This window comes from Arthrobacter rhamnosi, from assembly GCF_054510855.1.
This window is the reverse complement of the sequence record NZ_JBTNDT010000001.1, coordinates 133,115-157,098: the sequence shown is the minus strand read 5'-3', so window position 1 is coordinate 157,098 and position 23,984 is coordinate 133,115. Positions and strand designations below refer to the sequence as shown.

Annotated in this window: 22 protein-coding genes, 4 tRNA genes and 1 pseudogene; 10 read left to right on the top strand and 17 right to left on the bottom strand. The window is 70.0% G+C overall.

The genetic code is table 11. The features are described from left to right. Nucleotides 1–6: 6 nt before the first annotated feature. The 3 genes from ACX80I_RS00800 (at nt 7) to ACX80I_RS00790 (ending at nt 1,978) form a co-directional block, all read left to right on the top strand. Nucleotides 7–438, top strand: a complete 432-nt coding sequence (locus ACX80I_RS00800; RefSeq protein ID WP_459343294.1) for a DUF4233 domain-containing protein — start codon at nt 7–9, stop codon at nt 436–438. 81 nt (nt 439–519) lie between these two features. After that, nucleotides 520–936: a nucleoside-diphosphate kinase gene (gene ndk, locus ACX80I_RS00795; RefSeq protein WP_087075871.1), complete on the top strand. Its 417-nt coding sequence runs from the start codon at nt 520–522 to the stop codon at nt 934–936. A 76-nt stretch (nt 937–1,012) separates the two neighbouring features. Then, nucleotides 1,013–1,978: an aldo/keto reductase gene (locus ACX80I_RS00790; protein WP_459343293.1), complete on the top strand. Its 966-nt coding sequence runs from the start codon at nt 1,013–1,015 to the stop codon at nt 1,976–1,978. A gap of 6 nt (nt 1,979–1,984) precedes the next feature. On the opposite strand, the pseudogene ACX80I_RS00785 reads toward ACX80I_RS00790, so the two are convergent. The 10 genes and pseudogenes from ACX80I_RS00785 to ACX80I_RS00740 form a co-directional block, all read right to left on the bottom strand. Continuing rightward, a pseudogene (locus tag ACX80I_RS00785) lies at nt 1,985–3,418 on the bottom strand (HNH endonuclease signature motif containing protein). A 517-nt stretch (nt 3,419–3,935) separates the two neighbouring features. Next, on the bottom strand, nt 3,936–6,062 hold the full coding sequence (locus tag ACX80I_RS00780) for a 3-hydroxyacyl-CoA dehydrogenase NAD-binding domain-containing protein (protein ID WP_459343292.1): 2,127 nt from the start codon (nt 6,060–6,062) through the stop codon (nt 3,936–3,938). Continuing rightward, nucleotides 6,059–7,309, bottom strand: a complete 1,251-nt coding sequence (locus ACX80I_RS00775) for a thiolase family protein (RefSeq protein WP_459343291.1) — start codon at nt 7,307–7,309, stop codon at nt 6,059–6,061. The genes ACX80I_RS00780 and ACX80I_RS00775 overlap by 4 nt, the downstream gene beginning before the upstream one ends. A gap of 104 nt (nt 7,310–7,413) precedes the next feature. Beyond that, entirely contained in the window at nt 7,414–8,721 is a 1,308-nt protein-coding gene (locus tag ACX80I_RS00770; RefSeq protein WP_459343290.1) for an HRDC domain-containing protein, read from the bottom strand. A gap of 100 nt (nt 8,722–8,821) precedes the next feature. Continuing rightward, nucleotides 8,822–9,448: a DUF3000 domain-containing protein gene (locus ACX80I_RS00765; protein WP_459343892.1), complete on the bottom strand. Its 627-nt coding sequence runs from the start codon at nt 9,446–9,448 to the stop codon at nt 8,822–8,824. An 82-nt stretch (nt 9,449–9,530) separates the two neighbouring features. Next, nucleotides 9,531–10,601, bottom strand: coding sequence for a threonine aldolase family protein (locus tag ACX80I_RS00760; RefSeq protein ID WP_459343289.1), 1,071 nt, complete (start codon nt 10,599–10,601; stop codon nt 9,531–9,533). 7 nt (nt 10,602–10,608) lie between these two features. Continuing rightward, nucleotides 10,609–11,316, bottom strand: a complete 708-nt coding sequence (locus ACX80I_RS00755) for an SDR family NAD(P)-dependent oxidoreductase (protein WP_459343288.1) — start codon at nt 11,314–11,316, stop codon at nt 10,609–10,611. Further along, nucleotides 11,313–12,677 carry a DUF6421 family protein gene (locus ACX80I_RS00750; protein WP_459343287.1) on the bottom strand — a complete coding sequence of 455 codons (1,365 nt, stop codon included), beginning with the start codon at nt 12,675–12,677 and terminating at the stop codon, nt 11,313–11,315. Before ACX80I_RS00750 ends, ACX80I_RS00755 begins: the two co-directional genes overlap by 4 nt. A 217-nt stretch (nt 12,678–12,894) precedes the next feature. Beyond that, nucleotides 12,895–13,320 carry a peptide-methionine (R)-S-oxide reductase MsrB gene (gene msrB / locus ACX80I_RS00745; protein ID WP_459343286.1) on the bottom strand — a complete coding sequence of 142 codons (426 nt, stop codon included), beginning with the start codon at nt 13,318–13,320 and terminating at the stop codon, nt 12,895–12,897. 14 nt (nt 13,321–13,334) lie between these two features. Continuing rightward, a complete protein-coding gene (locus tag ACX80I_RS00740; protein ID WP_459343285.1) occupies nt 13,335–13,820 on the bottom strand; it encodes a putative universal stress family protein in 486 nt (161 codons plus the stop codon). A 90-nt stretch (nt 13,821–13,910) separates the two neighbouring features. On the opposite strand from ACX80I_RS00740, the gene ACX80I_RS00735 reads away from it, so the two are divergent. Continuing rightward, nucleotides 13,911–15,179, top strand: coding sequence for an alpha/beta hydrolase family protein (locus tag ACX80I_RS00735; protein WP_459343284.1), 1,269 nt, complete (start codon nt 13,911–13,913; stop codon nt 15,177–15,179). Here the strand turns inward: ACX80I_RS00735 and ACX80I_RS00730 are convergent. Together ACX80I_RS00730 and ACX80I_RS00725 are read right to left on the bottom strand one after the other, a co-directional pair. Next, a complete protein-coding gene (locus ACX80I_RS00730; protein ID WP_459343283.1) occupies nt 15,163–15,603 on the bottom strand; it encodes a SufE family protein in 441 nt (146 codons plus the stop codon). The genes ACX80I_RS00735 and ACX80I_RS00730 overlap by 17 nt on opposite strands. Then, nucleotides 15,600–16,517, bottom strand: a complete 918-nt coding sequence (locus tag ACX80I_RS00725; protein ID WP_459343282.1) for a sulfurtransferase — start codon at nt 16,515–16,517, stop codon at nt 15,600–15,602. The genes ACX80I_RS00730 and ACX80I_RS00725 overlap by 4 nt, the downstream gene beginning before the upstream one ends. A 329-nt stretch (nt 16,518–16,846) precedes the next feature. Between ACX80I_RS00725 and zapE the strand changes: the two genes are divergently transcribed. Then, nucleotides 16,847–17,881, top strand: a complete 1,035-nt coding sequence (gene zapE / locus ACX80I_RS00720) for a cell division protein ZapE (protein WP_459343281.1) — start codon at nt 16,847–16,849, stop codon at nt 17,879–17,881. Nucleotides 17,882–17,976: 95 nt separating this feature from the next. Here the strand turns inward: zapE and ACX80I_RS00715 are convergent, their stop codons facing one another. The 5 genes from ACX80I_RS00715 to ACX80I_RS00695 form a co-directional block, all read right to left on the bottom strand. Further along, nucleotides 17,977–18,228 (bottom strand): antitoxin, encoded by a 252-nt coding sequence (locus tag ACX80I_RS00715; protein ID WP_459310793.1) that lies wholly within the window; start codon nt 18,226–18,228, stop codon nt 17,977–17,979. A gap of 194 nt (nt 18,229–18,422) precedes the next feature. After that, nucleotides 18,423–18,496, bottom strand: a tRNA-Gly gene (locus ACX80I_RS00710). Nucleotides 18,497–18,525: 29 nt separating this feature from the next. Further along, nucleotides 18,526–18,597: transfer RNA gene (locus ACX80I_RS00705), tRNA-Val, on the bottom strand. 26 nt (nt 18,598–18,623) lie between these two features. After that, nucleotides 18,624–18,694: transfer RNA gene (locus ACX80I_RS00700), tRNA-Cys, on the bottom strand. A gap of 52 nt (nt 18,695–18,746) precedes the next feature. Further along, nucleotides 18,747–18,820 (bottom strand) — tRNA-Gly (locus tag ACX80I_RS00695). Nucleotides 18,821–19,029: 209 nt separating this feature from the next. Here ACX80I_RS00695 and ACX80I_RS00690 point away from each other — a divergent pair. The 5 genes from ACX80I_RS00690 (at nt 19,030) to rpe (ending at nt 23,965) form a co-directional block, all read left to right on the top strand. Further along, nucleotides 19,030–19,905 carry a cytochrome gene (locus ACX80I_RS00690; RefSeq protein WP_459343280.1) on the top strand — a complete coding sequence of 292 codons (876 nt, stop codon included), beginning with the start codon at nt 19,030–19,032 and terminating at the stop codon, nt 19,903–19,905. Between the two features lie 205 nt (nt 19,906–20,110). After that, complete coding sequence (gene def / locus ACX80I_RS00685; RefSeq protein ID WP_459343279.1) at nt 20,111–20,725, top strand: peptide deformylase; 615 nt, start codon at nt 20,111–20,113, stop codon at nt 20,723–20,725. Continuing rightward, nucleotides 20,722–21,675 carry a methionyl-tRNA formyltransferase gene (locus tag ACX80I_RS00680; RefSeq protein ID WP_459343278.1) on the top strand — a complete coding sequence of 318 codons (954 nt, stop codon included), beginning with the start codon at nt 20,722–20,724 and terminating at the stop codon, nt 21,673–21,675. The genes def and ACX80I_RS00680 overlap by 4 nt, the downstream gene beginning before the upstream one ends. After that, a complete protein-coding gene (locus ACX80I_RS00675; protein WP_459343277.1) occupies nt 21,672–23,258 on the top strand; it encodes an RsmB/NOP family class I SAM-dependent RNA methyltransferase in 1,587 nt (528 codons plus the stop codon). Before ACX80I_RS00680 ends, ACX80I_RS00675 begins: the two co-directional genes overlap by 4 nt. Nucleotides 23,259–23,302: 44 nt before the next feature. Further along, entirely contained in the window at nt 23,303–23,965 is a 663-nt protein-coding gene (gene rpe, locus ACX80I_RS00670; RefSeq protein WP_459343276.1) for a ribulose-phosphate 3-epimerase, read from the top strand. Nucleotides 23,966–23,984 lie beyond the last annotated feature (19 nt).

The window sequence follows — 23,984 nt, the reverse complement described above, 5'->3', positions numbered from 1 at the left end:
CAGAGCATGGCACGGATGACCAGGGCCCAGCGCGAGTGGCGGCCGGGGATGCCGAAGAAGCGCCGGTCCACGAAGATCATGTTCGCCTCCACGGTCCTGTTGCTCGAGGCGTTCGTCGTGTTCTTCGCGACGCTCGCAGTATTCGGGCTGCGGCGCGACGAGATCTCGCCCGTCCTGATCCTGACCTCGGGCATCATCCTCAGCGTCGTGCTGGTCCTGACCTGCGCGGTGCTGACGAAGAAGTGGGGGATCGGCCTCGGCTGGATCCTCCAGCTGGTCATCATCGCCGGAGGTTTCCTCGAGCCGACGATGTTCGTGGTCGGCTGCGCTTTCGCCCTGACCTGGCTCTACGGCATCCGGCAGGGCATCCGCGTGGACCGCGAGAACGCGGAGCGGGACCGGCTGCAGGCGGAGTGGGAGAAGGCCAACCCCGAATAACGGCGCCGCCTTTAGTAGAGTCGATCGTGATATCCCACCACTGCGCCGTCCCGCACGGCGCGCACCTCACCAGGAGTCCCCATGAGCGTTGAGCGCACCCTTGTCCTCGTCAAGCCCGACGGCGTGTCCCGCGGCCTGACCGGCACCATCCTGTCCCGCATCGAGGCGAAGGGCTACACCATCGCCGAGCTGAAGCAGGTGCACGCCTCGCGCGAGCTGCTCGAGGAGCACTACGCGGAGCACGTCGGCAAGCCGTTCTTCGAACCGCTGGTGGAATTCATGCTCAGCGGGCCGATCGTCGCCGCTGTCTTCGAGGGACAGCGTGTGATCGAAGGATTCCGGTCCCTGGCAGGGACGACGGAGCCGACGACGGCGGCACCCGGCACCATCCGCGGTGACCTGGGCCGCGACTGGGGAGTGAAGGTCCAGCAGAACCTCGTGCACGGCTCCGACTCCGCCGAGTCGGCCGAGCGCGAGATCGGTATCTGGTTCGCCTGATCCCTGGCGGACGCGGTCGGGCCCCGGGACGTGTGCCCTGGGCAACGAATGGTCAGGATCTTGGTAGGTTAGGTCCATGATGACCTACCGCAGACTGGGTTCCTCGGGACTCAGCGTTTCCACCGTCGGACTGGGCTGCAACAACCTGGGCAGGGCGGGTACTGCCTCCGAGTCCCAGGAGGGCACGGACGCCGTGGTGCATGCGGCGATCGACGCCGGGATCACGCTGTTCGACGTCGCGGACATGTACGGCAGGACTCCCGGTGTCAGCGAGGTGCAGTTGGGCAAGGCCCTCGGCGCGAGGCGCGACGACGTGGTCCTGGCGACGAAGTTCGGGCTCGACATGGGCGGGGTGAACGGACCGGACTGGGGTGCGCGGGGATCGCGGCGCTACATCATCCGGGCGGTCGAAGCGTCCCTGCGGCGCCTGGGGACCGACTGGATCGACCTGTACCAGTACCACGCCCCGGACCCGCAGACGCCGATCGAGGAGACCCTCGCGGCACTCGATGACATCGTGACGAGCGGCAAGGTCCGCTACCTCGGACACTCCAACTTCGCCGGGTGGCAGGTCGCCGAGGCCGAGTTCACGGCGCGCAGCGGCGGCTATACCCCGTTCATCTCGGCCCAGAACCCCTACAGCCTGCTGGACCGCCGTCTGGAGCGGGAGGTCGTCCCGGCCGCCGAGGCCTACGGTCTCGGCGTCCTGCCCTACTTCCCGCTCGCCAACGGCCTGCTGACCGGAAAGTACCGGCGCAACGAGGTTCCCGCGGGCAGCCGGCTCACGCACTCCCGGAAGAACCTGCTGGAGACGGCCGACTGGGACCAGCTCGAGTCGTTCTCGGCGTTCGCGGCCGAGCGCGGACTCACCGAGGTGCAGGTCGCCTTCTCCTGGCTCGCAGCCCAGCCCTCCGTCGGGTCCGTGATCGCCGGCGCCACGTCCCCGGATCAGGTGCGTCAGAACGCGACGGCGGCCGAGTGGACGCCGTCGGACGCGGATCTGGCCGAACTGGACGACATCTTCCCGCGCCCCGAGGGGTAGGTCCTGTCAGGCAGTGACCGGTCTGTGGTGCGCGTTCTTCAGCGCCTTGCTGCGGTGCCGCTTCTTGTGCCGGGGGAGTCGGGACTGTGCGGATGGAGTGTCGCCGGATCCGGTGCCTAACGCCGGAGGCCCCGCGGAGCCGTAGGTATGCCCGGTGGGAGTCCGCAGGTCGATGGTGTGGGTCGGACCAGTGCGGGGGGGGGTGGCTCCCCATCCGTCGATCTCCTTGGTGTGGTTGCACGCTTCGCACAGGCCCGCGCCGTTCTGGAGGCTTGTCGGTCCGGCGTCCCGCCAGGGGAGGATGTGGTCCACCTGGCGGATGGGTGCGTCGCAGTAGGGGGTCCGGCAGGATCGGTCGCGTGCCTCGATGAAGCGGCGCTGCCCGTCGGTGAAGAGCCGGGCGCGGGAGTCGACGGCAAGGAGGTCCCCCGTCCCGGGCGCCGTGTACAGCCTGCGCCCGCAGACCCTGAATTCCTGCTCATGCCCGGCATCGCCGACAACGCCGCCGACACCGCCGCCACCGACGGCGCCACCGACGACGCCACCGACGGCGCCTGTACGGGAACCGGTTGTTGGAGTCGCGGAGGTCGCCCTGCCTGCCGGGTTCAGGGTGGTGCGGGCCCAGGCCCCAGGAACGATGCCATACCCGCTCAGGTGTGCCGGTTCGCTGCCGCCCCGAAGAAGGGTGCGGTCGGTCATCACGAGTTGGAGTTCCACCCCGCAGATACCTTCGACGGTGCCGGTGGTCCGCTCGACGAGGGTGTCCGCCATGAGCTGGCCCCGCGAACGGGTGTCGCCGGCCGAACGGAGTGAGTCGGCGTGCCGGGTCAGGGCTGCGTACAGGCCCACGCCCTGCGCGACGGGAAGCAGGGCGGTCAGGTAGGTCATGGTGTCAGGTGCGGGGCGGAGGCTGACGTACCGGTCCGCGACGGCGTGGCTAGCACGTTGCGTAGCGGAGCGAGGGTCCCTGCGGTAGGCGGCGGTCCGGGCTGCAGCGATCAGGGCCCGGTCGCCCGCCCCGTCGAAGGTTCCAGTATCCGGGGCGAGTTCCTCGTCGACGGCGCTCCGGTCGGCTGCGCTCAGGCACGCGATCTCGCGGACCAGCAGGGTTGCCCGTCATTCGTTGAGCCGGCCCGCGTCCAGAGCGGCCAGGGTATGTGGCATCTCAGTGACGAGCGCTCGTGCCAGGCCGAGGAGCCGGTTTCCTCGGGAGGGCGATTCGCGGCGGGCGAGGGCGATCTGCGCGGCCACGCCCTGTCCCCGGTCCGCTGCGGGTACACCGGCCTCGGTCTGGGCGCGGCGCTCGGCCAGGTCGAACGCAACCGCGATCCGGGCCTGCGCGGCGGCCACCGCCGACTTGAGGTCTTCCAGGTCCCGCAGGTGATCGATCAAGCCGGCCCTCCCGCTGCTGACTTCCAGGGAGGCCACCTCCTCAATCAGGTGCCGAACGGGAGAGTGCGAGGTTGTCTCACCTTTGGTACCGGGAATGGTGCTGCCCGAGACGGCACTGCCCTTGGTGGTGCGCGAAGGGGACGAGACTGCACCGCCCGAGGTGGGGTGCGAAGGGGACGAGAGCGTGTGCCTGAACTCGTGTCCCTGCTTGTTGTCCATGCCCCATTCTGTCAGCCGCCACTGACATTTTGAGAGGTGGATCATACCGTCAATGAAGGGCTCCACTGCAGGAAGTACGGCGGCATCATTCGCAGAACCTTGCGTCGACTGCTGCTCCGAGGGGCGCTTCGGTCCGGTAGGCGAGCATGCCCAGTAGCCAGTGACGAAGGGCGCGTGCCCGCGGCGTCGGGCCCTGCCCGCACATGCCAATAGTCAGTGCCGAAGGGCGGGCGAAAGTTGGTCACGATGGGCCCCTGCCCGCACATGCCAATAGTCAGTGCCGGAGGGCGCCTGAAAGTTGGTCACGAAGGGTCCCTGCCCGCAGACGCAGGGACCCTTCCGCGCGTCAGGCCCGGTGGAAAGTCTTCCCGTTGACGCGCTCGGACGCTCCCACCCGGTCCAGGTAGGGGGTGATCCCGCCGAGGTGCATCGGCCACCCCGCTCCCATGATCATGCAGAGATCGATGTCCTCGGGCGCTGCGACCACACCCTCGGCGAGCATGCGCCCGATCTCGTCCGCCAGCGCGTCCTGCGTGCGGCGCAGGACCTCGTCCGCGGACGAGGGGGTGGTCCCGCGGTCCAGCAGGGCGAGGACGGACTCGGGAACCGCGTAGCTGCCGTCCTCCTGCTTCTCCCACAGCCCCTTGATGCCGGCGTCGATGAGCTTCTGCTGGTTCGCCGACACGTGGAAGCGGTCCCCGAAGGCCGCGTGCAGCGACTCCTGCACGTGCTGGCCGACGGGCAGGCCCACCAGCGCGAGCAGCCGGAAGGGCGTCATGGGCAGGCCCATCGGGCGCAGGGCGGTGTCGGCCGTTTCCGGGTCGGTACCCTCGTCGAAGACCGCGGTGATCTCGCCGAACATGCGTCCCAGGATGCGGTTCACCACGAAGGCGGGCGCGTCCTGGACCAGCACGGCGTTCTTCTTCAGGCCCTTCGCGAGGACGAAGGCCGTGGCCAGCACGGCGTCGTCCGTCTTGGGCGCACGCACGACCTCGAGCAGCGGCATCGCCGCCACGGGGTTGAAGAAGTGGAAGCCGACCACGCGCTCAGGGTGCAGCAGGTCCGCAGCCATCTCGGCCACGGACAGGGACGAGGTGTTCGTCGCGAGGATGCACTCGGGGGAGACCACGGCCTCGACCTCGGCGAACACCTGCTTCTTGACCGACAGTTCCTCGAAGACCGCCTCGATCACGAAATCGGCGTCGGCGAACACGTCCTTCGACACCGACCCCGAAACCAGCGCCTTCGTGCGGTTCGCGGCGTCCTGGGACAGCCGCTGCCTGGCGAGCATCTTGTCCACCTCGGCATGGACGTAGGCGACGCCCTTGTCCACCCGGGCCTGGTCGATGTCCGTCAGCACCACCGGCACCTTGAGCTGGCGGGCGAACAGGAGGGCCAGCTGGCTCGCCATGAGGCCGGCGCCGACGACGCCGACTTTCGACACGGGACGCGCGAGCTTCGCGTGCGGAGCTCCAGCCGGGCGCTTCCCGCGCTTCTGTACGAGGTCGAGGAAGGCATAGACGGTGGCATGGAACTCGGGCGTCTGCATCAGTTCGGCGAGGGCTGCGCATTCCGCCGCCGCGGATTCCTGCCGCGAGTAGGTGAGGCCGCCTTCGAGGAGATCCAGGACCCGTGAGGGTGCGGGCGCCGCATTGCTGGTCTTCGCCTCGACGAAGGCCCGGCCGGCGGCGACGGCGGCCTTCCAGTCGACGTCGTCGTACCGTGCACGCTCGGCACGACGCTGCTGGACGGCGTCGGCGGCCTCGCCACCGGCCAGCACCTTCGCGGCCCAGAGGAGCGACTGCTCGAGGTAGTCGGCGGGCTCGAAGAGCGCGTCGGCGATGCCGAGCTCGTAGGCGGCCCTGCCGTCCAGGCTGCGATTGTTGCTCAGGGGGTTCTCGATCATCACCTTCACGGCGTTCGCGGGGCCGATGAGGCGCGGCAGGCGGTAGACTCCGCCCCAGCCCGGGACGAGTCCGATGAAGGCCTCGGGCAGGCCGATACCGTTGGCCCCGGAGGACACGGTGCGGTAGTTGGCCGCGAGGGCGATCTCGAGGCCGCCACCCAGGGCGACACCGTTGATGAAGGCGAAACTGGGGACGCCGAGGTCGGCGAGGAGGTTGTACGCCTCGTGGCCGAGTTCCGCCATGAGGCGGCCCAGGTGCTCGGACCGGACGCTCTTGACGGTGCTGAGGTCCGCGCCAGCCACGAGGAAGTAGGGCTTGCCGGTGACGCCGACGGCAGAGATCTCGCCACGCGCCGCGCGGTCCCTCAGCGCCTCGAGCGTCCGGCCGAACTCGATCAGGGTGTTCGGCCCGAGGGTGGTGGGCCGGGTGGAGTCGAGGTCGTTGTCCAGGGTGATGAGGGCGAGCACGCCGGCCCCGTCGGGGAGGGTGATGTCCTGGACGTAGGAGTGGGTGACGATCTCCGCGGGAACGAGCGCGGCCAGTTCGTTGTAGCGTTCGAAGCTCATGCTGCATCCTGTCCGTAGTGCTCGTGGCGGGGGTTCTCCCAGATGACGGTGGCGCCCATGCCGAGGCCGATGCACATGGTCGTCATGCCGTAGCGCACGGACGGATCCTCCTCGAACTGGCGCGCGAGCTGGTTCATCAGCCGGACGCCGGAGGACGCCAGCGGATGGCCGACGGCGATCGCGCCCCCGTACCGGTTCACCCGGGGGTCGTCGTCGTCGATGCCGAAATGGTCGAGGAAGCTCAGGACCTGCACGGCGAAGGCCTCGTTGATCTCGAACAGGCCGATGTCGGAGATGCCCAGTCCGGCCTGCCGCAGTGCCTTCTCCGTGGCCGGCACCGGACCGATGCCCATGACCTCGGGTTCGACGCCGGCGAAGGCGTAGGCCACGAGGCGCATGCGGACGGGCAGTCCCAGTTCGGCGGCGGCGTCGGCGGACGCGAGGAGGGCCGCGGTGGCGCCGTCGTTCAGGCCGGCGGCGTTGCCCGCGGTGACGCGGCCGTGCGGGCGGAAGGGCGTGCGCAGGGCGGCGAGGTCCTCCAGGGTGGTGCCGGGGCGCGGTGGCTCGTCGACCGTGTTGAGGGTCCACCCGGAGCCGGGCTTCCTGCCTGCGACGGGAACGAGGTCGGGCTGGATCTGCCCGGCCTTGTAGGCGTCGGCGAGCTTCTCCTGGCTGCGGACGGCGTAGGCGTCCGCCCGGTCCTTCGTGATGGCGGGGAAGCGGTCGTGCAGGTTCTCCGCCGTGACGCCCATGTTGAGCGCCGCGGGGTCCACGATCCGCTCCGTCTGGAAGCGCGGGTTGGGATCGGCGTCCGCGCCCATCGGGTGGTTGCCCATGTGCTCGACGCCGCCCGCGATGACGACGTCGTAGGCGCCGAAGGCGATGCCCGAGGCGGTGGTGGTCACGGCGGTCATGGCGCCGGCACACATGCGGTCGATGGCGAAGCCGGGGACCGTGCGGGGGACTCCCGCGAGGAGGGCGGCGGTGCGGCCGATCGTCATGCCCTGATCGCCAATCTGCGTGGTGGCCGCGATGGCGACGTCGTCGATGCGTTCGGGCGGGAGGGACGGATTGCGGCGGAGGAGGTCGCGGATGCACTTCACCACGAGGTCGTCGGCGCGCATTCCCGCATAGATGCCCTTGTCGCCCGCCCTGCCGAACGGCGTGCGCACTCCGTCGACGAAGACGACGTCACGGACGGCACGTGCTGCGCTCCGCGGAGACGCGGTCCCTGTTGCTAGGCTCACCTGTTGCTCCTCATCGAGATAGGTATCCCCCAGCGGGAGATGGATCCGCGACTATGTTACTGGTGAGTAACATAGTCGGCAAGCGGTGCGCCGAAGCCCTCCGGTCAGGCTGTGGCCGTCTCCTCACCCCGCTGCCCCTTGGCGGGCAGGGGATCGGGGTCCAGGAAGGCGACGGTGATGATCGCTGCGACCTGCTCGATCTGCCACCGGCGCGCCCCGAGCGCGGCGAGCGCCTCGGAGACGGACTCGAGCGAGATCTCGGCAGGCGGGCGCCAGGCGATCCGGCGCAGGTAGTCCGGCGTCAGCAGGTTCTCCACGGGCATGCCGAGCTTCTCCGCCCGCTGCGCGACCCGAGGGCGCGCCGTCAGGAGCCTCGCCGCTGCCTCCGGGTCCTTCTCCGGCCAGATGCGCGGCGGCGGAGGAGCGTTCGTCGAGACATGGAGGGGCGGGAGGTCGGTGAGCTTCTTCGCCTCGCTGATGCAGCGGAGCCAGCGCGGTGCTTCCTTCTGGGCGGCCCTGCCGTGGAAACCCTTGGTGGCCAGCAGCTGCGGGACCGTGCTCGGCATCGCCTTGGCGGCCGCCACGATCGCCGAATCAGGAATCAGGCGCCCGGGTGCGACGTCGCGGCGCTGGGCGAGGTCCTCGCGCTCCAGCCACATCTGCCGCACCGCGGCGAGCTGCCGGCGGTCACGCAACTGGTGCAGCCCGGAGGTGCGGCGCCAGGGATCTACGCGGGGCTCGGCGGGAGGGGTCCGGCGGATGTGCTCGAACTCCTCCTCGGCGATACCGAGCTTGCCGTCCTGTTCCAGGATGCCGGCGAGCTTGTCCCGCAGCTCCGTCAGGACCTCGACGTCGAGGGCTGCGTAGCGGAGCCAGGGTTCGGGCAGCGGCCGCTTGGACCAGTCCGCCGCCGAGTGCTCCTTCGCGAGGCTGAAGCCGAGCTGGGATTCGATGACGGCGGCGAGCCCTACCCGGGGAAGGCCCGCGAGGCGCGCAGCGAGCTCCGTGTCGAACAGCTTGTCCGGCCACATGCCGAGTTCCGAGAGGCAGGGCAGGTCCTGGCTGGCCGCGTGGAGGATCCACTCGACGCCGTCGAGGGCGTCGTCGACCACGCGCAGGTCGTCGAAGGGCTCGGGGTCGATGAGCCAGGTCCCGGCACCCTCGCGCCGGATCTGCACCAGGAACGCGCGCTGTCCGTAGCGGAACCCGGAGGCCCTCTCGGCGTCGACTCCTGCCGGTCCCGTTCCTGCGGCCAGGGCGGCTGCGGCACGCTCGAGGCCGGCCGGGGTGTCGATGACGAGCGGGACGCCTTCGCGGGGCTCGGTCAGGAGGGGGAGGGGAGGAGTGCCGGGATCGACGGCTGGATCGGACGCGCCGGTGCTGTCCGTCTGTTCGGAGGTGTGGGAACTCATGGTGATTTCAGTCTATCCCCGCCTGAAGCCGCACCCGGAAGCGACGGCTCGCCGCACGGGACCACCCGCCCGGCAGCACGGGCCTGATACCCGGGCTCGATCAGGACCGGCGGACCGGCAGGTGCGCCACGCCGGACGGCAGGGGCGGCAGCCCGGCGAACGTGCACACCATCTCCGACCACGCCTCGAGGTGCCGTCGGACGTCCGCCGTCGCAGGCGTCCAGGATGCCCTCAGTTCGATGTCGATCGTGTCGCCGCGGTCCTCGAGCGTCCCGTAGCTCTCGGACAGGATCCTCGTGGCCGTGCCGCCCGTGCTGTGGTGCCGTGCGCCATGGTTGTCGAGGGCCTCCACGAGCCAGGTCCAGGCGACCGAGCCGAGGAGGACATCGTTGCCCATGTCCGGTTCGAGCTGGGCACGGATGTACGTGACGATGCGGAAGCGGCCGTTCCAGACCTTCGACCCGTCGGGATCGTAGAGGAGGATGAACCGCCCCGTGGCGAGTTCCGCCGGCTCGGGCGGAAGGATGAGATTCCGTGCCGGCCCGTGGAGCGGCGGGGGTGCGACGGGCGTTGCCTCGACGACCTCGGTGCCGAGAGCTACGGCGAAGGGCGCGAGCCGTGAGGGTGCCGGTATCTCCTCGAGGCGGATCTCGCTGCGACGGGCCGCCTTACGGAGGCCGGAGAGGGCGTCGAGGAATTCCGCAGGAAGCTGCGATACGCCGCCGATTGCACTCACTCCCGCAGGCTATGCCCTGCGGGAGTGAGTTCGACGGCGGCGCGCCGGGCACGGCGCAGGCACGGAGGGTGGATCAGGCGGACACTTCCCGGCGGATCGCGTCGAGGAAGGCGTCGACGTCCTCTTCCGTGGTGTCGAACGAGCACATCCAGCGCACCTCGCCGGTCGCCTGGTCCCAGTCGTAGAAGCGGAAGCTCTCCCGGATGCGATCGGCGGCCCCCGGCGGGAGGATGGCGAAGACCGCGTTGGCGGTGGTCTCCTGCGTGAGGGTGACGCCCTGGATGCCCCGGGCGCCCTCGGTGAGGCGGGCGGCCATGGCGTTCGCGTGCGACGCCGAGCGGAGCCAGAGATCCCCCTCCAGCAGGGCGATGAGCTGCGCGGAGACGAAGCGCATCTTCGAGGCGAGCTGCATGTTGAGCTTGCGCAGGTAGTCGAGCCCGGTGGACGCCTCCTGGTTCAGCACGACGATGCACTCGCCGAACATGAGGCCGTTCTTGGTGCCGCCGAAGGACAGGATGTCCACCCCTGCGTCACGCGTGAAGGCCCGCAGGGGCTGCCCGAGCGCCGCGGCGGCGTTCGCGAGCCGCGCTCCGTCCATGTGCACGCGCATGCCACGGGCGTGGCAGTGGTCGGCGATGGCCTTGATCTCGGCCACCGAGTACAGCGTGCCGAGCTCCGTGGTCTGCGTGATCGAGACGGCCAGGGGCTGCGCGCGGTGCTGGTCCCCCCAGCCCCAGGCCTCCCGGTCGATCAGAGCGGGCGTCAGCTTGCCGTCCGGCGTGGGCACCGTCAGCAGCTTGATGCCGCCCACCCGCTCCGGTGCCGCGTTCTCGTCCACGTTGATGTGGGCCGTCTGGGGGCAGACGACCGCTCCCCAGCGGGGGAGGATCGACTGCAGCGATAGGACGTTGGCGCCGGTGCCGTTGAAGACGGGGTAGATGGAGATCCCCTCGCCGAAGTGGTGCTCCATCACCTCCTGCAGCCGGGCCGTGTACTGGTCCTCCCCGTAGGCGACCTGGTGCCCCTCGTTGGCGGCGGCGAGGGCCGTGAGGACTTCGGGGTGCACGCCCGAGTAGTTGTCGGACGCGAAGCTGCGCCGGGTCCGGTCGTGCAGGGATGCGGGTGAGGTCAGGGTGTCGGTCACTGTCCCATTATCCCCGAACCGCATCGATGCGGGCCCCGTTGGCCTCGGCGGCCGGCGACTCGAGCAGCGACGCCAGGATGGCGGCGAGCTCGTCGACGTGCGTGTAGCCCGGAAACGTCCGTTCAGGGTGCTGCTCCCGCATCGTGTCGTCGAGGAGCGCCTTCACGACGACGGCGGTGGCGGCGGCCGTGGCGCCGTCGCGCGCGAAGCCGTCGGCCACGGCCTGGAGCCATGCATCGACGGAGGCCTTCACTGCCGCGTACGAGGCGTTGGCTGCCGTCGGTTTCTCCACCGCCGTCGCGGACACGGCGGCGAGCCGCCCGCCGCGCTCGGCCAGCTGGTCGTAGAACGCCCTGCTCGTGTTGAACAGGGTGAGGAAGACCGAGCGGTGGAGGACCTCGTAGTCCGCCGTCGACTGCGTCGTGATGCCCTTGCCGCCCCGCCAGCCACCGACGAGGTGGAACAGGGCGTCCGCCCCGCCCTGGCCGGTACGCACGCGGTCCGCGAGGGCGCCGACCGCGGCCTCGTCCGTGAGGTCGCACACCTCGCGGACGACGCCGTCGACCCCGGCGAAGGCCGCGTCGAGGCGACCCCCGTCGGAGCCGACGGCGACGACGGTGAGTCCGTCCGCGACCAGCCGCCGGGTGAGGGCGATTCCGGATGCGCTCGTGGCACCCGCTACGACGGCGGTACGGCCGCCGGGAGCGTCGGTCATGCCGCGTCCGCCGTGATGCCCGCGGTGGACTCGATGACCGGCTTCATCTTGCGGTCGAGCGCCTCGAAGAACATCGAGAGGGGGAACTCGTCGTCGAGCACCGCGTCCGTGAGGGCGCGGGGCGGGCCCAGGAGCTCGAGGGCCTCGGGGCCCTTCGCCCAGACCGACGCCGGGTGCGGGGTGACCGTGGCGGAGACCAGGTCGTAGGCGGCGAGCCAGTGCGCGATCTTCGGACGGTCGATGGAGCGCCAGTACAGCTGCTCGATCTGCTCGCCCAGGGCGACGACGACGTCGGCGGCCTCGTCCCAGTCGATGGTCAGCTTGGTGTCGGTCCAGTGGAGGACCCGGTGCTGGTGCATCCAGGCGAACAGGAGCTGTCCGCCGAGGCCGTCGTAGTTGCGCACCCGGCTGCCCGTGATGCTGAAGCGGAAGATGCGGTCGAAGATGACGGCGTACTGCACGAGCCGAGCGTGCTTCCGCGCTTCGGGAGAGGCGTCCTCGTCCTTCTCGATCCGGACGCTCTCACGGAACGCGGTGAGGTCGCAGCGCAGTTCCTCCAGCGAGTAGAGGAAGAACGGCATGCGCTGCTTGATCATGAACGGATCGAAGGGGAGGTCTCCGCGCATGTGCGTGCGGTCGTGGATGAGGTCCCACAACACGAACGTCTCCTCGGTGAGTTTCTGGTCGTCGAGGAGCTCCAGCGCGTCATCGGGCAGTTCCAGGCGGGTGATGTCCGCGGCGGCCCGGACCACGCGGCGGAACCGGGCCGCCTCGCGGTCCGCGAAGATGGCTCCCCAGGTGAAGGTCGGCGTCTCGCTGACGGCGACGGTCTCGGGGAAGAGCACCGCGGAGTTGGTGTTGTACCCCTCGGTGAAGTCGAGGAACCGGATGGGGACGAACAGTGCGTTCGAGTACTCGCCGGCCTCGAGCTCGGCGATGAACTCGGGCCAGAGCACTTCGATGAGCACGGCCTCGACGAGCCGGCTGGTGCTGCCGTTCTGCGTGTACATCGGGAAGACGACGAGGTGCTGGAGCCCGTCGATCCGGTCCTGCTGCGGCTGGAAGGCGAGCAGGGGCTCGAGGAAGTCGGGGACGGCGAAACCGCTCGCCTGCCATGCCTCGAAGGCGGCGACGGTGCGGCGGAGGTACTCGGCGTCGTGGGGGAACAGGGGCGCGAGCTCCTCGACGGCCGCCACGATGGCCGCCGTCAGGTCCGCAGCGGCGGCGTGGTGCCCGGGCTCGGGGATGGAACCGTCCTTGACCTGCAGCAGCCGGAGTTCCTCGGCTGCGGCCTTCAGGGAGTGCCAGGCGGCGGTCTCCTGGGGGACGGATACTACCTGCGCGAGGGGCGTGACGGTCATGACTTCTGCTTTCTGTCGTGGGGACGGTCGTTCTGACGCGAGCGTAGCAACAAGAACAGCATTCCTTACCAGTTGACCGAGCAACGTACAGAAAATCTTATGCTCGACAGCATGCGTTCCGGGGGAAGAACCAGAGCGGCTTCATACGCCGGGCAGGCGACAGGCCGGCTCCGAGGAGCCGGCCTGTCGGGTAGTCCCTTGATCCTGCGGGGAGGACCTACTCCGCCGCCACCAGCTTCATCGAGATCGAGTTGATGCAGAACCGCTGGTCGGTGGGGGTGTCGAAGCCCTCTCCCTTGAACAGGTGCCCGAGGTGCGAGTCGCAGCGGGCGCACCGCACCTCGATGCGCTCCATGCCCAGGGACCGGTCATGCAGGTACCGCACCTTGTCCTCGGCCAGCGGCGCCCAGAAGGAGGGCCACCCGCAGTGCGAGTCGAACTTCTCGTTGCTGGTGAAGAGCTCGGCGCCGCAGGCGCGGCACTCGTAGGTGCCCGCCGTCTTCGCGTCGTAGTACTCCCCGGTGTAGGGGCGTTCCGTGCCCGCCTTGCGCAGGACCTGGAACTCCTGCGGTGTCAGTTCCTGGCGCCACTCGGCGTCGGACTTCTCGATTTCGGGCCGGTAGGCATCGTGTTCGGTAGTCATACTGGCTCCAACGCCTACGAGTCGCCAATAAATCCCGAGCCGGAGTACAGGTGCAGCACGGCGATGCCGAGCTTGTCCTGTGCCTTGTTGGCCCAGTCGGTGTGGAACGTATCGGCCATGGCATGCGGCCGGGTGATGACCACGGCCTGCTCGGCTCCACTGTCCGCGGCTTCCTGCACCAGGGCGTCGACCGGGTTCCCCGTCGTCGTCCTCCCGCGTGCAGCGAATCCCTCCGCCGTGAGGAGCTGCAGGGATTCGGCCAGGGCGGTGCGGGCGGTGGCCTCGTCGTGGCGGCGGTCGTCGGACGAAAACGTCCGGAAGGCCTCGCCGACCTCGAGCAGGCTCAGGTGGCGGAAGAACTCGCCCAGGACGGACTCGTGGCGGTCCTCGGGGATCAGCACGACGACGTCCGCGGGCTCCTCGCCCTGCAGTGTCCGCAGGTTGCGAAGATCGGCGTGGGTGAGGACTTCCTCGGTCAGCACCAGGATTGTTTGAGTCATGGCGCCACTGTACTGCCCGATCCCGGGGCACCACGCCGGGGTTGTGCAACGAATCGACGGCGCTTGGAGGGGCAGGGTAGAAATGGAGCTATGGCATCGACGAGGTCAACGGCCGCGGCGCAGCGGACCACCGCTCCCTGGCTCAAATGGACGGCGCTGGGGGTGGGGGCGGGAGCAGCCCTCGCGTCCTCTGCAGCCGGGGCGGTCTCGGGACTCGCCGTCTACTTCGCGCGGCAGATCGTGACACCCGCGCGCAGCCGGGACGAGAACCTGGACATCCTCGCCGTCGTCGGCCCCGCCGGCCGGCAGACCGTGATCCTGCCCGCGAACGACGACACCACGGTCGAGGGCACGTACAGCCTCCACTTCACCCGGGGGACCGGTCACGCCCGCATCGGGGGGATCCGCTCGTACGTGCCGCGCGAAGGCACGGTGGAACGCGTCGTGGAGAAGGTCTACGCCGGCGACCTCGCCGCCGCCACGCGCGGCTGGTGGGGCGGCGCCGTCTACCCCTCGCCGGCGGCGATGGGCTTCGCCGACGAGGAGGTGCTCATCCCGGTCGAGGGCGGTTCCGCCCCCGCTTGGCTCGTCCGCGCAGAGGCACCCGCCCGCACGTGGGCGATCATGGTGCACGGCCGCGGGGCCTCGCGTGCGGAGGCGCTGCGCGCGCTCGGACCGGCGCGTCGCCTCGGACTGACCAGCCTGGTCCTGTCCTACCGGAACGACGGCGAAGCGCCGTCGGCGCCCGACGGCCGCTACGGACTCGGGATGACGGAATGGCACGACGTCGACGCCGCCATCGATTTCGCCGTCTCCCACGGAGCCCGCGACGTCGTCCTCTTCGGCTGGTCCATGGGAGGCGCGATCGTCCTGCAGACGGCGGACCTCTCGCGCCACCGGCAGCGGATCAGCGCACTGGTGCTCGACGGCCCCGTCATCAACTGGATCGAAGTCCTGGCGCACCATGCGGAACTGAACCGGATCCCGGCTCCCGTGGGACGACTCGGACAGTACCTGCTCGCAAGCCGGCGGGCCCGGAGGATCACGGGACTGGCCGCGCCGCTGGACCTCAAGAGCATGGACTGGATCGCTCGTGCGGAGCAGCTGACCCTGCCGACGCTCGTCCTGCACAGCGAGGACGACGAGTTCGTGCCCATCGGCCCCTCTGCCGAACTGGCCGCCAGGAACCCGGCCTTCGTCACCCTGGAGCGGTTCCACCGCGCCCGCCACACGAAGGAGTGGAACGTGGACCCGGAGCGGTGGGAGACCGTGGTCGAACGCTGGCTCGGCGGGCGGCTGTTCGGGCGGACGCTTCCCGGCGGGAAGGCGCCCGACCCGGAGGCTACTGCGCTTCCCTGATCTTCCGCTTGATCCGCCCCAGCATCGCGGCCATGCCGCGCATCCGCAGCGGGGTGATGGCCCGGGTGAGCCCGAGCCGGTCGGGCACGTCGTCCGGGACGGCAAGGAGCTCCTCGGCGGGCAAGCCGTCGAGTCCCTCGAGGAGCACCCCGGCGAACCCGCGCGTCGTGGGCGCCTCGGGCGGCGCCGAGAAGAACAGGTGGACCGGTCGCTCCGGTTCGTCGCCGATCTCCATGGTCAGGAAGAGCGGGCTCTGGCACTCGACCACCTGCTCCAGGAGCTCGGGGTGGTTGCCGTACCGCTCGGGGAGGTCCGGGAGTTCCCGGGAGAAGTCGAGCAGCAGCTGGAGTCGGTCGGGCTCCGTCAGGTCCTGGAAGTCGTCGATGATCTCGGCGAGCTTCGCCGGGACGGCGCCGCCGGTCATCGCGCGGCCCGTGCCGCTGCCGCGGGTACCTCGCCGGGCTCGCTGCCCCGGACGATCGGCACGCGCACGGCGTTGCCCCACTCGGTCCACGACCCGTCGTAGTTCCGCACGTTCCCGAACCCGAGCAGGTGCGTCAGGACGAACCACGTGTGGCTCGAGCGCTCGCCGATGCGGCAGTAGGCGACGACGTCGTCCCCCTCCTGCAGTCCGGCCTCGTCCCGGTAGATGGCGTCGAGTTCCGCGCGGGTGCGGAACGTCCCGTCCTCCGCGGCGGCGCGGGCCCAGGGGACGGACACCGCGGTGGGGATGTGCCCGCCGCGCAGTGCGCCCTCTTCGGGGTAGGCGGGCATGGTGGTGCGGGCACCGGTGTACTCGTCACCGGACCGCACGTCGATGAGGGGCTTGCCCAGGTGCTCCAGCACATCGCCGAGGAAGGCACGCACGGGGGCGTCGTTGCGCTCGACGACGGGGTAGTCGCTTGCGGTGATCTCGGGCTTGTCGGTGGTCATCGGCCTGCCCTCGGCCACCCACTTGTCCCGGCCGCCGTCGAGGAGGCGGACGTCCTCGTGCCCGAACAGCGTGAAGACCCAGAGGGTGTACGCGGCCCACCAGTTGCTCTTGTCGCCGTAGATGACGACCGTGGAGTCGCGGGAGATGCCCTTCGCGGCCATGAGCCGGGCGAAGCCCTCTCCGTCGATGTAGTCCCTCGACACCTCGTCGTTGAGCTCGGTGTGCCAGTCGATCTTGACGGAGCCGGGGATGTGGCCCGTCTCGTACAGCAGGACGTCCTCGTCCGATTCGACGACGACGAGGCCTTCGGCGCCCTGGTTCGCCACGAGCCAGTCGGTGGAGACCAGCCGCTCGGGGTGGGCGTACTCGGAGAACTTGTCCTGCGGATCTGCTGCCAGGGTCATGGGGGCCTTTCGCGTAGCTGTCTGCACCGCGGTCTGTGCCCGCGGTGCGCGTCCTTCCACCTAGCCTAACCACGCGCTGCGGCAATTACTTCCGGGGCTGCAGCGGAGGGCGACGCAGCGCGCAGGGCAGGCGGAACGTACCGGGGAGGCATCGGGAACGTCACCGGAGACGGCGTCGGGACCAGCACCGGGAACGGTGCCGGAGCGTCCGGTCAAGGAGGGGCGGGCGCGGATCATCCGGGAGGGCGTGCTCCGGTTTGACGTATTCTTGCCTAGCGAAGCGGCCGCCCGTGGGCCGCCCCCCTGCCGGAAATAGAAAGCGGTCCCCAGTGCCAGCCATCGAACACCTGACAGAGCGATCGCCCAAGGTCTCCGTCAACGAGTTGCTGGGCGGGTTCTACCCATCGCCCCGCTTCGGGGAGGTGTCCTTCGACACCTACCGTCCGGATCCCCAGCAGCCGTCCCAGTCGGCGGCCGTCTCCAAGCTCCGCGAGTTCGCCACCTCCGTCAACGAGCCCGAGCCGTCGGGGTTCCGCAAGCTGTTCGGCGGCGGGAAGAAGGCCACGACGCGGGCGGGGATCTACCTCGACGGCGGATTCGGCGTCGGCAAGACCCACCTGCTCGCCTCGCTGTGGCATGCGTCCTCGGGGAAAAAGGCCTTCGGGACGTTCGTCGAGTACACGAACCTCGTGGGTGCGCTGAGCTTCCGCAAGACCGTCGACGCCCTGAGCGGCTACAGCCTCGTGTGCATCGACGAGTTCGAGCTCGACGATCCGGGGGACACCGTGCTGATGTCCCGCCTGATGAGGGAACTGGCCGACGCCGGCGTCAAGCTCGCCGCGACGTCGAACACCCTCCCCGGGTCCCTGGGCGACGGGCGCTTCGCCGCGGAGGACTTCCAGCGGGAGATCCAGGTTCTCGCGGACCAGTTCGAGGTGGCACGGATCGACGGCGAGGACTACCGGCACCGCGGGCTCCCGCAGGCTCCGGACGCGCTCGACGACGCCGCCCTGCAGGAGCGGATCTCCTCCTACTCCGGCGGCGTCCTCGCGGAGGACGACTTCGGGGACCTCATCCGGCACCTCGCCGACGTGCACCCGAGCCGCTACCGGCAGCTCCTCGACGGCATCGACGCCGTCGCATGGCACAACGTGGAGACCATCACCGAGCAGGCCGTGGCCCTGCGCTTCGTGGTCCTGGCCGACAGGCTGTACGACCGGGACGTGCCGATCATGGCGAGCGGGACCACCTTCGACCACCTCTTCACGGAGGAGATGATGGGTGGGGGCTACATGAAGAAGTACTACCGCGCGGTCTCCCGCCTCACGGCCCTGGCGCGCCAGGGGAGCGAGGTGGCGTCCTAGCTGTCCTGCAGGAGGACCGACGGACCCCGCAGACGCGAGAAGCGCCGGTGCCGCCTCTCGGCGGGACCGGCGCTTCCTTATTGCCGGGCTGGGAATTACACGGCCGGCGGGGAGGTAGGGCCGACGTCGCCCTTGCCGTCCTTCTTGTCGATCCTGTCGACCATCTCCGAAGCCTTCGCCTGCACTCCGGTGATGTGATGTGAGTACTTGCCATGGGTCCTGCTGTCGACGAAGCCGCCAGCCTTTCCGATGCCGTTCTTCACCTTGTCGGAATTATCGCCAATGAGTTCGGTCGCCTTACCCGCGAGGGTGCCGGCCTTGCCCTTGAGCCCATCCAATAAACCCACGGACACCTCCTTTCGGTCGTGGAAACGCAGTCCGTTTCCGCACCATGGATCTTAGGGCACGGCGCTGGGGATGTCCCCCGAGAAGGGGCAGAAGGGCGGCGGGTACGCGCAGGGCATAAAACAGGGCATGAAACGGGGCACAAAAAATGCCCGGTCCTCGCCAGGACCGGGCAACGGCCGACGACCGGCCTGAGAGCGGACGACGGGATTCGAACCCGCGACATCCACCTTGGCAAGGTGGTGCTCTAGCCAGCTGAGCTACGTCCGCAAAAAAGCGCCCCCGAGGGGGCGCCGTAGTGGGCGATACTGGGATCGAACCAGTGACCTCTTCCGTGTCAGGGAAGCGCGCTACCGCTGCGCCAATCGCCCATTTTCATGGTGCTCGTACCGTAACGAGGTGGGGACGGGATTCGAACCCGCGTATACGGCTTTGCAGGCCGCTGCCTCGCCTCTCGGCCACCCCACCATGACCGGATGGCTCCGGTCACCGGACTGATCCGGCTTTACAGTGACTTGCGAGCGGACGACGGGATTCGAACCCGCGACATCCACCTTGGCAAGGTGGTGCTCTAGCCAGCTGAGCTACGTCCGCAGAAGGAAAAAACACCCGAGATTCCCGTTCGATGCCGTGCATTTCGCGGTGTTTCTTCGTTTTCCAACGAGAAAAAACTCTATAGGACGTTTGGAGGTTCGTCCAATCGGCGTCGGCCCGCCGTGTCCGGCCGGGGTGTCCTGGGACATCTGCACCCTGTCTGGCCGCGGTGTCCTGGACCTGTCAGAGGCACCTGAGAGACTGGAATCATGACCGCCCCGCTCCTGGCACATGCCACACCCCACGGCAGGATGTACGCCCGTTCCACCGCGGACCAGCCATCCGTCCCGTCCATCACCACCGTCATCTCGCAGCTGCCCAGCTCCCTCGGCGGCTGGTTCGGCCACATGGCCGCCAGTGCGCTGTCACGGGACCCGCGCCTTCCCGGCGCGCTGTCGAATCCGACGGAGCTCAGGACGGCGGTCAAGGAGGCCGCCGCGGCAGCCGAACGCTATCGGGACGACGCCGCCCAGCGGGGCACGCGCGTGCACCACTACTGCGAGCAGGTAGCCCTGCGGGCGCTCGGCCGCCCCGAGGAGCTCGACGCCGCACGGCTGGCGCTGGAGGAGAACGGCGAGGGGGGCTTCGCGCAGCGGTTCGACGAGTGGTGGGAGCTGTACGACGTCCGTCCCGTCGAACCGGAGCTGACCGTGTGGAACACGGAACTTGGCTACGCGGGGACGCTGGACCTCGTGGCCACGATCGGCGGGAGGACGTGCCTCATCGACTACAAGACCAAGAACACCGACAGGGACGGCTTCGTGAAGGCCCTCGACGACAAGGTGGTCATGCAGCTGGTCGCGGGGATGAAGGCGGAGGAATCGCTCGTGGATCCCCAGAAGGGCGAATGGCGCCCCTGGGCGCACGGGGACCAGCCGCTCCTGCTCGGGGTCGCGGTGGGACAGACCGAGGTGCGGGCCATGCGGGCCAACCCGGCCGTGCTGCGCAATCACTGGTTGCGGTTCTGCGCCCTGCGGCGGGCGTGGGAGGCAGGGCTGGACGCCGAGGAGGCCGGGCGGGCCCTGCTGCCGATCGGGCCCCCGCCCGGCAAGGTCGCCCCGACCGTGTCCGCACTGCCCGCCTGAGGTCGGCCGCGCTTCCGGGCGGGGGTTCTGGCGCGGGGCTTGGTCACCGGGTTCCGGCGCGGGTCGCGTTCCCGAGTCGGTTCCTGCCCGGCGCGCCATCCAGCGGCACTAGGATTGATGCGAGCCTCGCGGCGTTACGCCGCGGGCACCGACAATCTCCGCGCATTCCGCGCGTTCCGCGACCGAAGCGAGGAACAGAGCACCGATGGCCGTCCTGAGTATCCGAATGATCGGCGACCCGATCCTCCGCACGCCGGCAGCGGAGGTCACCGACTTCGGACCGGAGCTGGCCCGGTTGGTCGAGGACATGACCGAGACGATGATCGATGTCCAGGGAGCGGGCCTCGCCGCTCCCCAGGTCGGCATCGGGCTGCAGGTGTTCACCTACCGCGTCGACGGCGTGCAGGGCCACGTGGTGAACCCGGTGCTCGAGGTCGGCGGGGAGTCCCAGGGGGAGTCCGACGTCGAAGGCTGCCTGTCGGTCCCCGGTCTGGGAAGCTACGTGGGCAGGACGGACTGGGCACGCGTCACGGGCAAGGACGCCTCGGGCGGCGACGTCGTGGTCGAGGGGACGGGCATGCTGGCCCGGGCACTGCAGCACGAGACCGACCACCTCCGTGGCACCCTGTACATCGACCGCCTCGAGGGCGAGGACCGCAAGAACGCCCTCAGGGCCATCCGCAGCGCGGAGTACAACCGCGTCACCTCCCGCACCGCCGCGCAGCGCTCCCTGTCGCTCGGCTCGAGCTTCACGCCGGGGCCCGCAGCCGGCAAAACGGCGACCCGCAGCACGGGGACGTCCGGGCAGGGCGCCCGATGAGGATCCTGTTCGCCGGGACACCCGAGGTCGCCGTGCCGTCGCTGCGTGCCCTCGTGGACGCCAGCTTCGACGTCGCCGCCGTGCTCACCCGCGTCGACGCTCCGGTGGGCCGCAGGAAGGTCCTGACCCCGAGCCCGGTCGCCGCGGCCGCCGAGGACCTGGGATTGGCGGTCCTCAAGGCGAACCGCTTCACGCCGGAACTGATCGACCACCTCGGGACCCTGGACCTCGACGCGGCGGCGATCGTCGCCTATGGCGGGATCGTGCCGCCGGCCGGACTCGCCGTTCCCGAGCACGGCTGGATCAACCTGCACTTCTCCGTGCTCCCCGCCTGGCGGGGTGCGGCTCCGGTGCAGCACGCCGTGCTCGCAGGGGATGACATCACAGGGGCCACCACGTTCCGGCTGGAGGAAGGGCTCGACACGGGGCCCGTCTTCGGTGTCATGACCGAGACCCTGGAGCCCGGGGCCACGAGCGGCGAGGTCCTCGAGCGGCTGTCGCACAGCGGCGCAGTCCTCCTCGTGCAGACCCTGTCCGGCATCGACGCCGGTCGCGTGACGGCCACCCCGCAGGCCGGTGAGCCGACCTTCGCACCGAAACTCACCATCGACGACGCGCGCATCGACTGGTTGCAGCCGGCCGTCGCGGTGCGGCGCCGCATCAATGCGGTCACCCCCGAACCCGGTGCATGGACCACCCTCGACGGTCAGCGCGTGAAGATCGGCTCGGTAGCGCCTCCGGCGCACGGCACCGGAACGGCGTCCGACGCCGGAGGCGGGCCTGCCCGGCCGGCACCGGGTGCCCTGCAGGTCGTCGGGCGGGAAGTGCGGGTAGGGACGGGTACGGAACCGGTGGCCCTCGGGACCCTCCAGCCGGCCGGCAAGAAGATGATGGATGCCCTCGATTGGGCACGTGGCGCGGCGACGCGCGGAGAGCTGGTGTTCGAGTGAGCGCTACCGGAGGCACGAACAGGGGATCCGGCGGAACCAACGGGGGGTCCGGCGGGTCCGGCGGCTCCGGGGCCAGGGGATCAGCCGGCAAGGGCGGGGGGCAGGGCAGCAACCGGCGGCGCAACGAGCAGGGGCGCGAGCGCAACCGGGGCGGCGAGCGGCAGTTCTCGCAGGCCGCCCCGGCGCAGCGCACACGCCGTGCCGATCCCGCACGCCTGGTGGCGTTCGAGGTCCTGCGGGCCGTCGCCGCCGAGGACGCCTACGCAAACCTTGTGCTGCCGGCGAGCATCCGCAAGCACAAACTTGACCGCCGGGATGCCGGGTTTGCGACCGAACTGACCTACGGGGCCCTCCGGGGCCAGGGGACCTACGACGCCGTCCTCGCCCGCTGCGTAGACCGGCCGCTCGACCAGCTCGATCCCGCGGTGCTGGACGCGCTGCGGATCGGGGTCCACCAGCTGCTCGCCATGCGCGTGCCCGCCCACGCCGCCCTGGACCAGACCGTGGGATTGGTGCGCGCCGTCATCGGTGCCGGACCGTCGTCGCTGGTCAACGCCGTGCTCCGCAAGGTCACCGCGCTCGATCTCGACGGGTGGATCGGCGAGCTCGTCGACGGCATGACGGACGCGACCGCCATCGCAGCCCTGACGTACAGCCACCCCGAGTGGATCGTCCGCGCACTGCGCCAGGCACTCGTCGCCCATGGGCGCGACGTCGCCGAGATCGACGCGCTGCTGGCCGCGGACAATGCCGCGCCCGTGGTGCACCTCGTGGCACTGCCGGGACTCGCCTCGCTGGACGACGCGCTGGCGGAAGGAGCCGAGCCCGGACGCCTCGCTCCCGGCTCGGCCTACTACTCGGGCGGCGACGTCAGCCGGCTCCCCGGGGTCTCGACGGGTACCATCCGCGTGCAGGATTCGGGGTCGCAGCTCGTGGCCCGTGCCCTGGCCGCCGTGGACCTCGGGACGGGACGCGGGGAAGGCGCGGAGGAATGGCTCGACCTGTGCGCCGGTCCCGGCGGCAAGACGGCCCTGCTCGCGGCGATCGGCCAGGACAGCGGCGTCCACCTCACCGCGAACGAGCCGGTCCCGCACCGCGCCCAGCTCGTGCGGCAGGCCCTGCGGCCGCTGCCCGAGGACTCGTGGACGGTGCGCGTGGGCGACGGGCGCGAGGTCGGGCGGGAGCAGCCGGACCGCTACGACCGCGTCCTCGTCGACGCCCCCTGCACCGGCCTCGGAGCGCTGCGGCGCCGCCCGGAGTCCCGGTGGCGGCGCAAGCCGGCGGACCTCGTGGGGCTGGCGCCCCTGCAGCGCGACCTCCTCGCGTCCGCCCTCGACGCCGTTGCGCCGGGCGGCGTCGTCGCCTACGTGACCTGCTCGCCGCACCACGCGGAGACGGACGCCGTCGTCGACGACTGCCTGCGGAAGCGCCCGGGATTCGAGCGGCTCGATGCGGGTGCGGCGCTCGACGCCGTGAGCATCGGGGGAGCGCTCGGTGCCGGCCACGGGACCAGTGCGCAGCTCTGGCCGCACGTCCACGGCACGGACGCGATGTACCTCGCGCTGCTCCGGAAGACCCCATGACGACGGACCTCGCTCCGGGTGTACCCGCAACGAAAGGAACGGCTGTGACGCACCTCCGTATCAACCCGAGCATCCTCTCGGCGGACTTCGTCAACCTCGAGGCCGAACTGCAGCGCATCTCCTCCGCTGACGCCGTGCACGTGGACGTGATGGACAACCACTTCGTGCCGAACCTGACGCTCGGTCTGCCCGTCGTCCGCCGGATCCAGCAGGTCAGCCCGCTGCCGCTCGATGTGCACCTCATGATCGAGGACGCCGACCGCTGGGCGCCGCAGTACGCGGAGGCGGGCGCCGCGTCCGTGACCTTCCACGCGGAAGCGGCCACGGCTCCGGTGAAGCTGGCCCGGGAGTTGCGGGACGCCGGCGCGAAGGCGGCCATGGCGCTGCGGCCGGCGACACCCATTGAGCCGTACCTCGACATGCTCGGCGAACTCGACATGCTGCTCGTGATGACGGTGGAGCCGGGCTTCGGCGGGCAGTCCTTCCTAGACCTCACGCTGCCGAAGATCCGCCGGGCCGCGGCAGCCATCGAGGGTGCGGGACTCGACCTGGTCATCCAGGTCGACGGCGGCATCACGGAGGAGACCATCCTCCGTGCCGCGGATGCCGGGGCCACGGTGTTCGTCGCGGGTTCCTCGGTCTACGGGGCGGACGACGCCGCCTCCGCCATCACGGCCCTGCGCACGGCGGCCTCCCGGGACGCCTGAGCGGGAACAATTCGGGCCC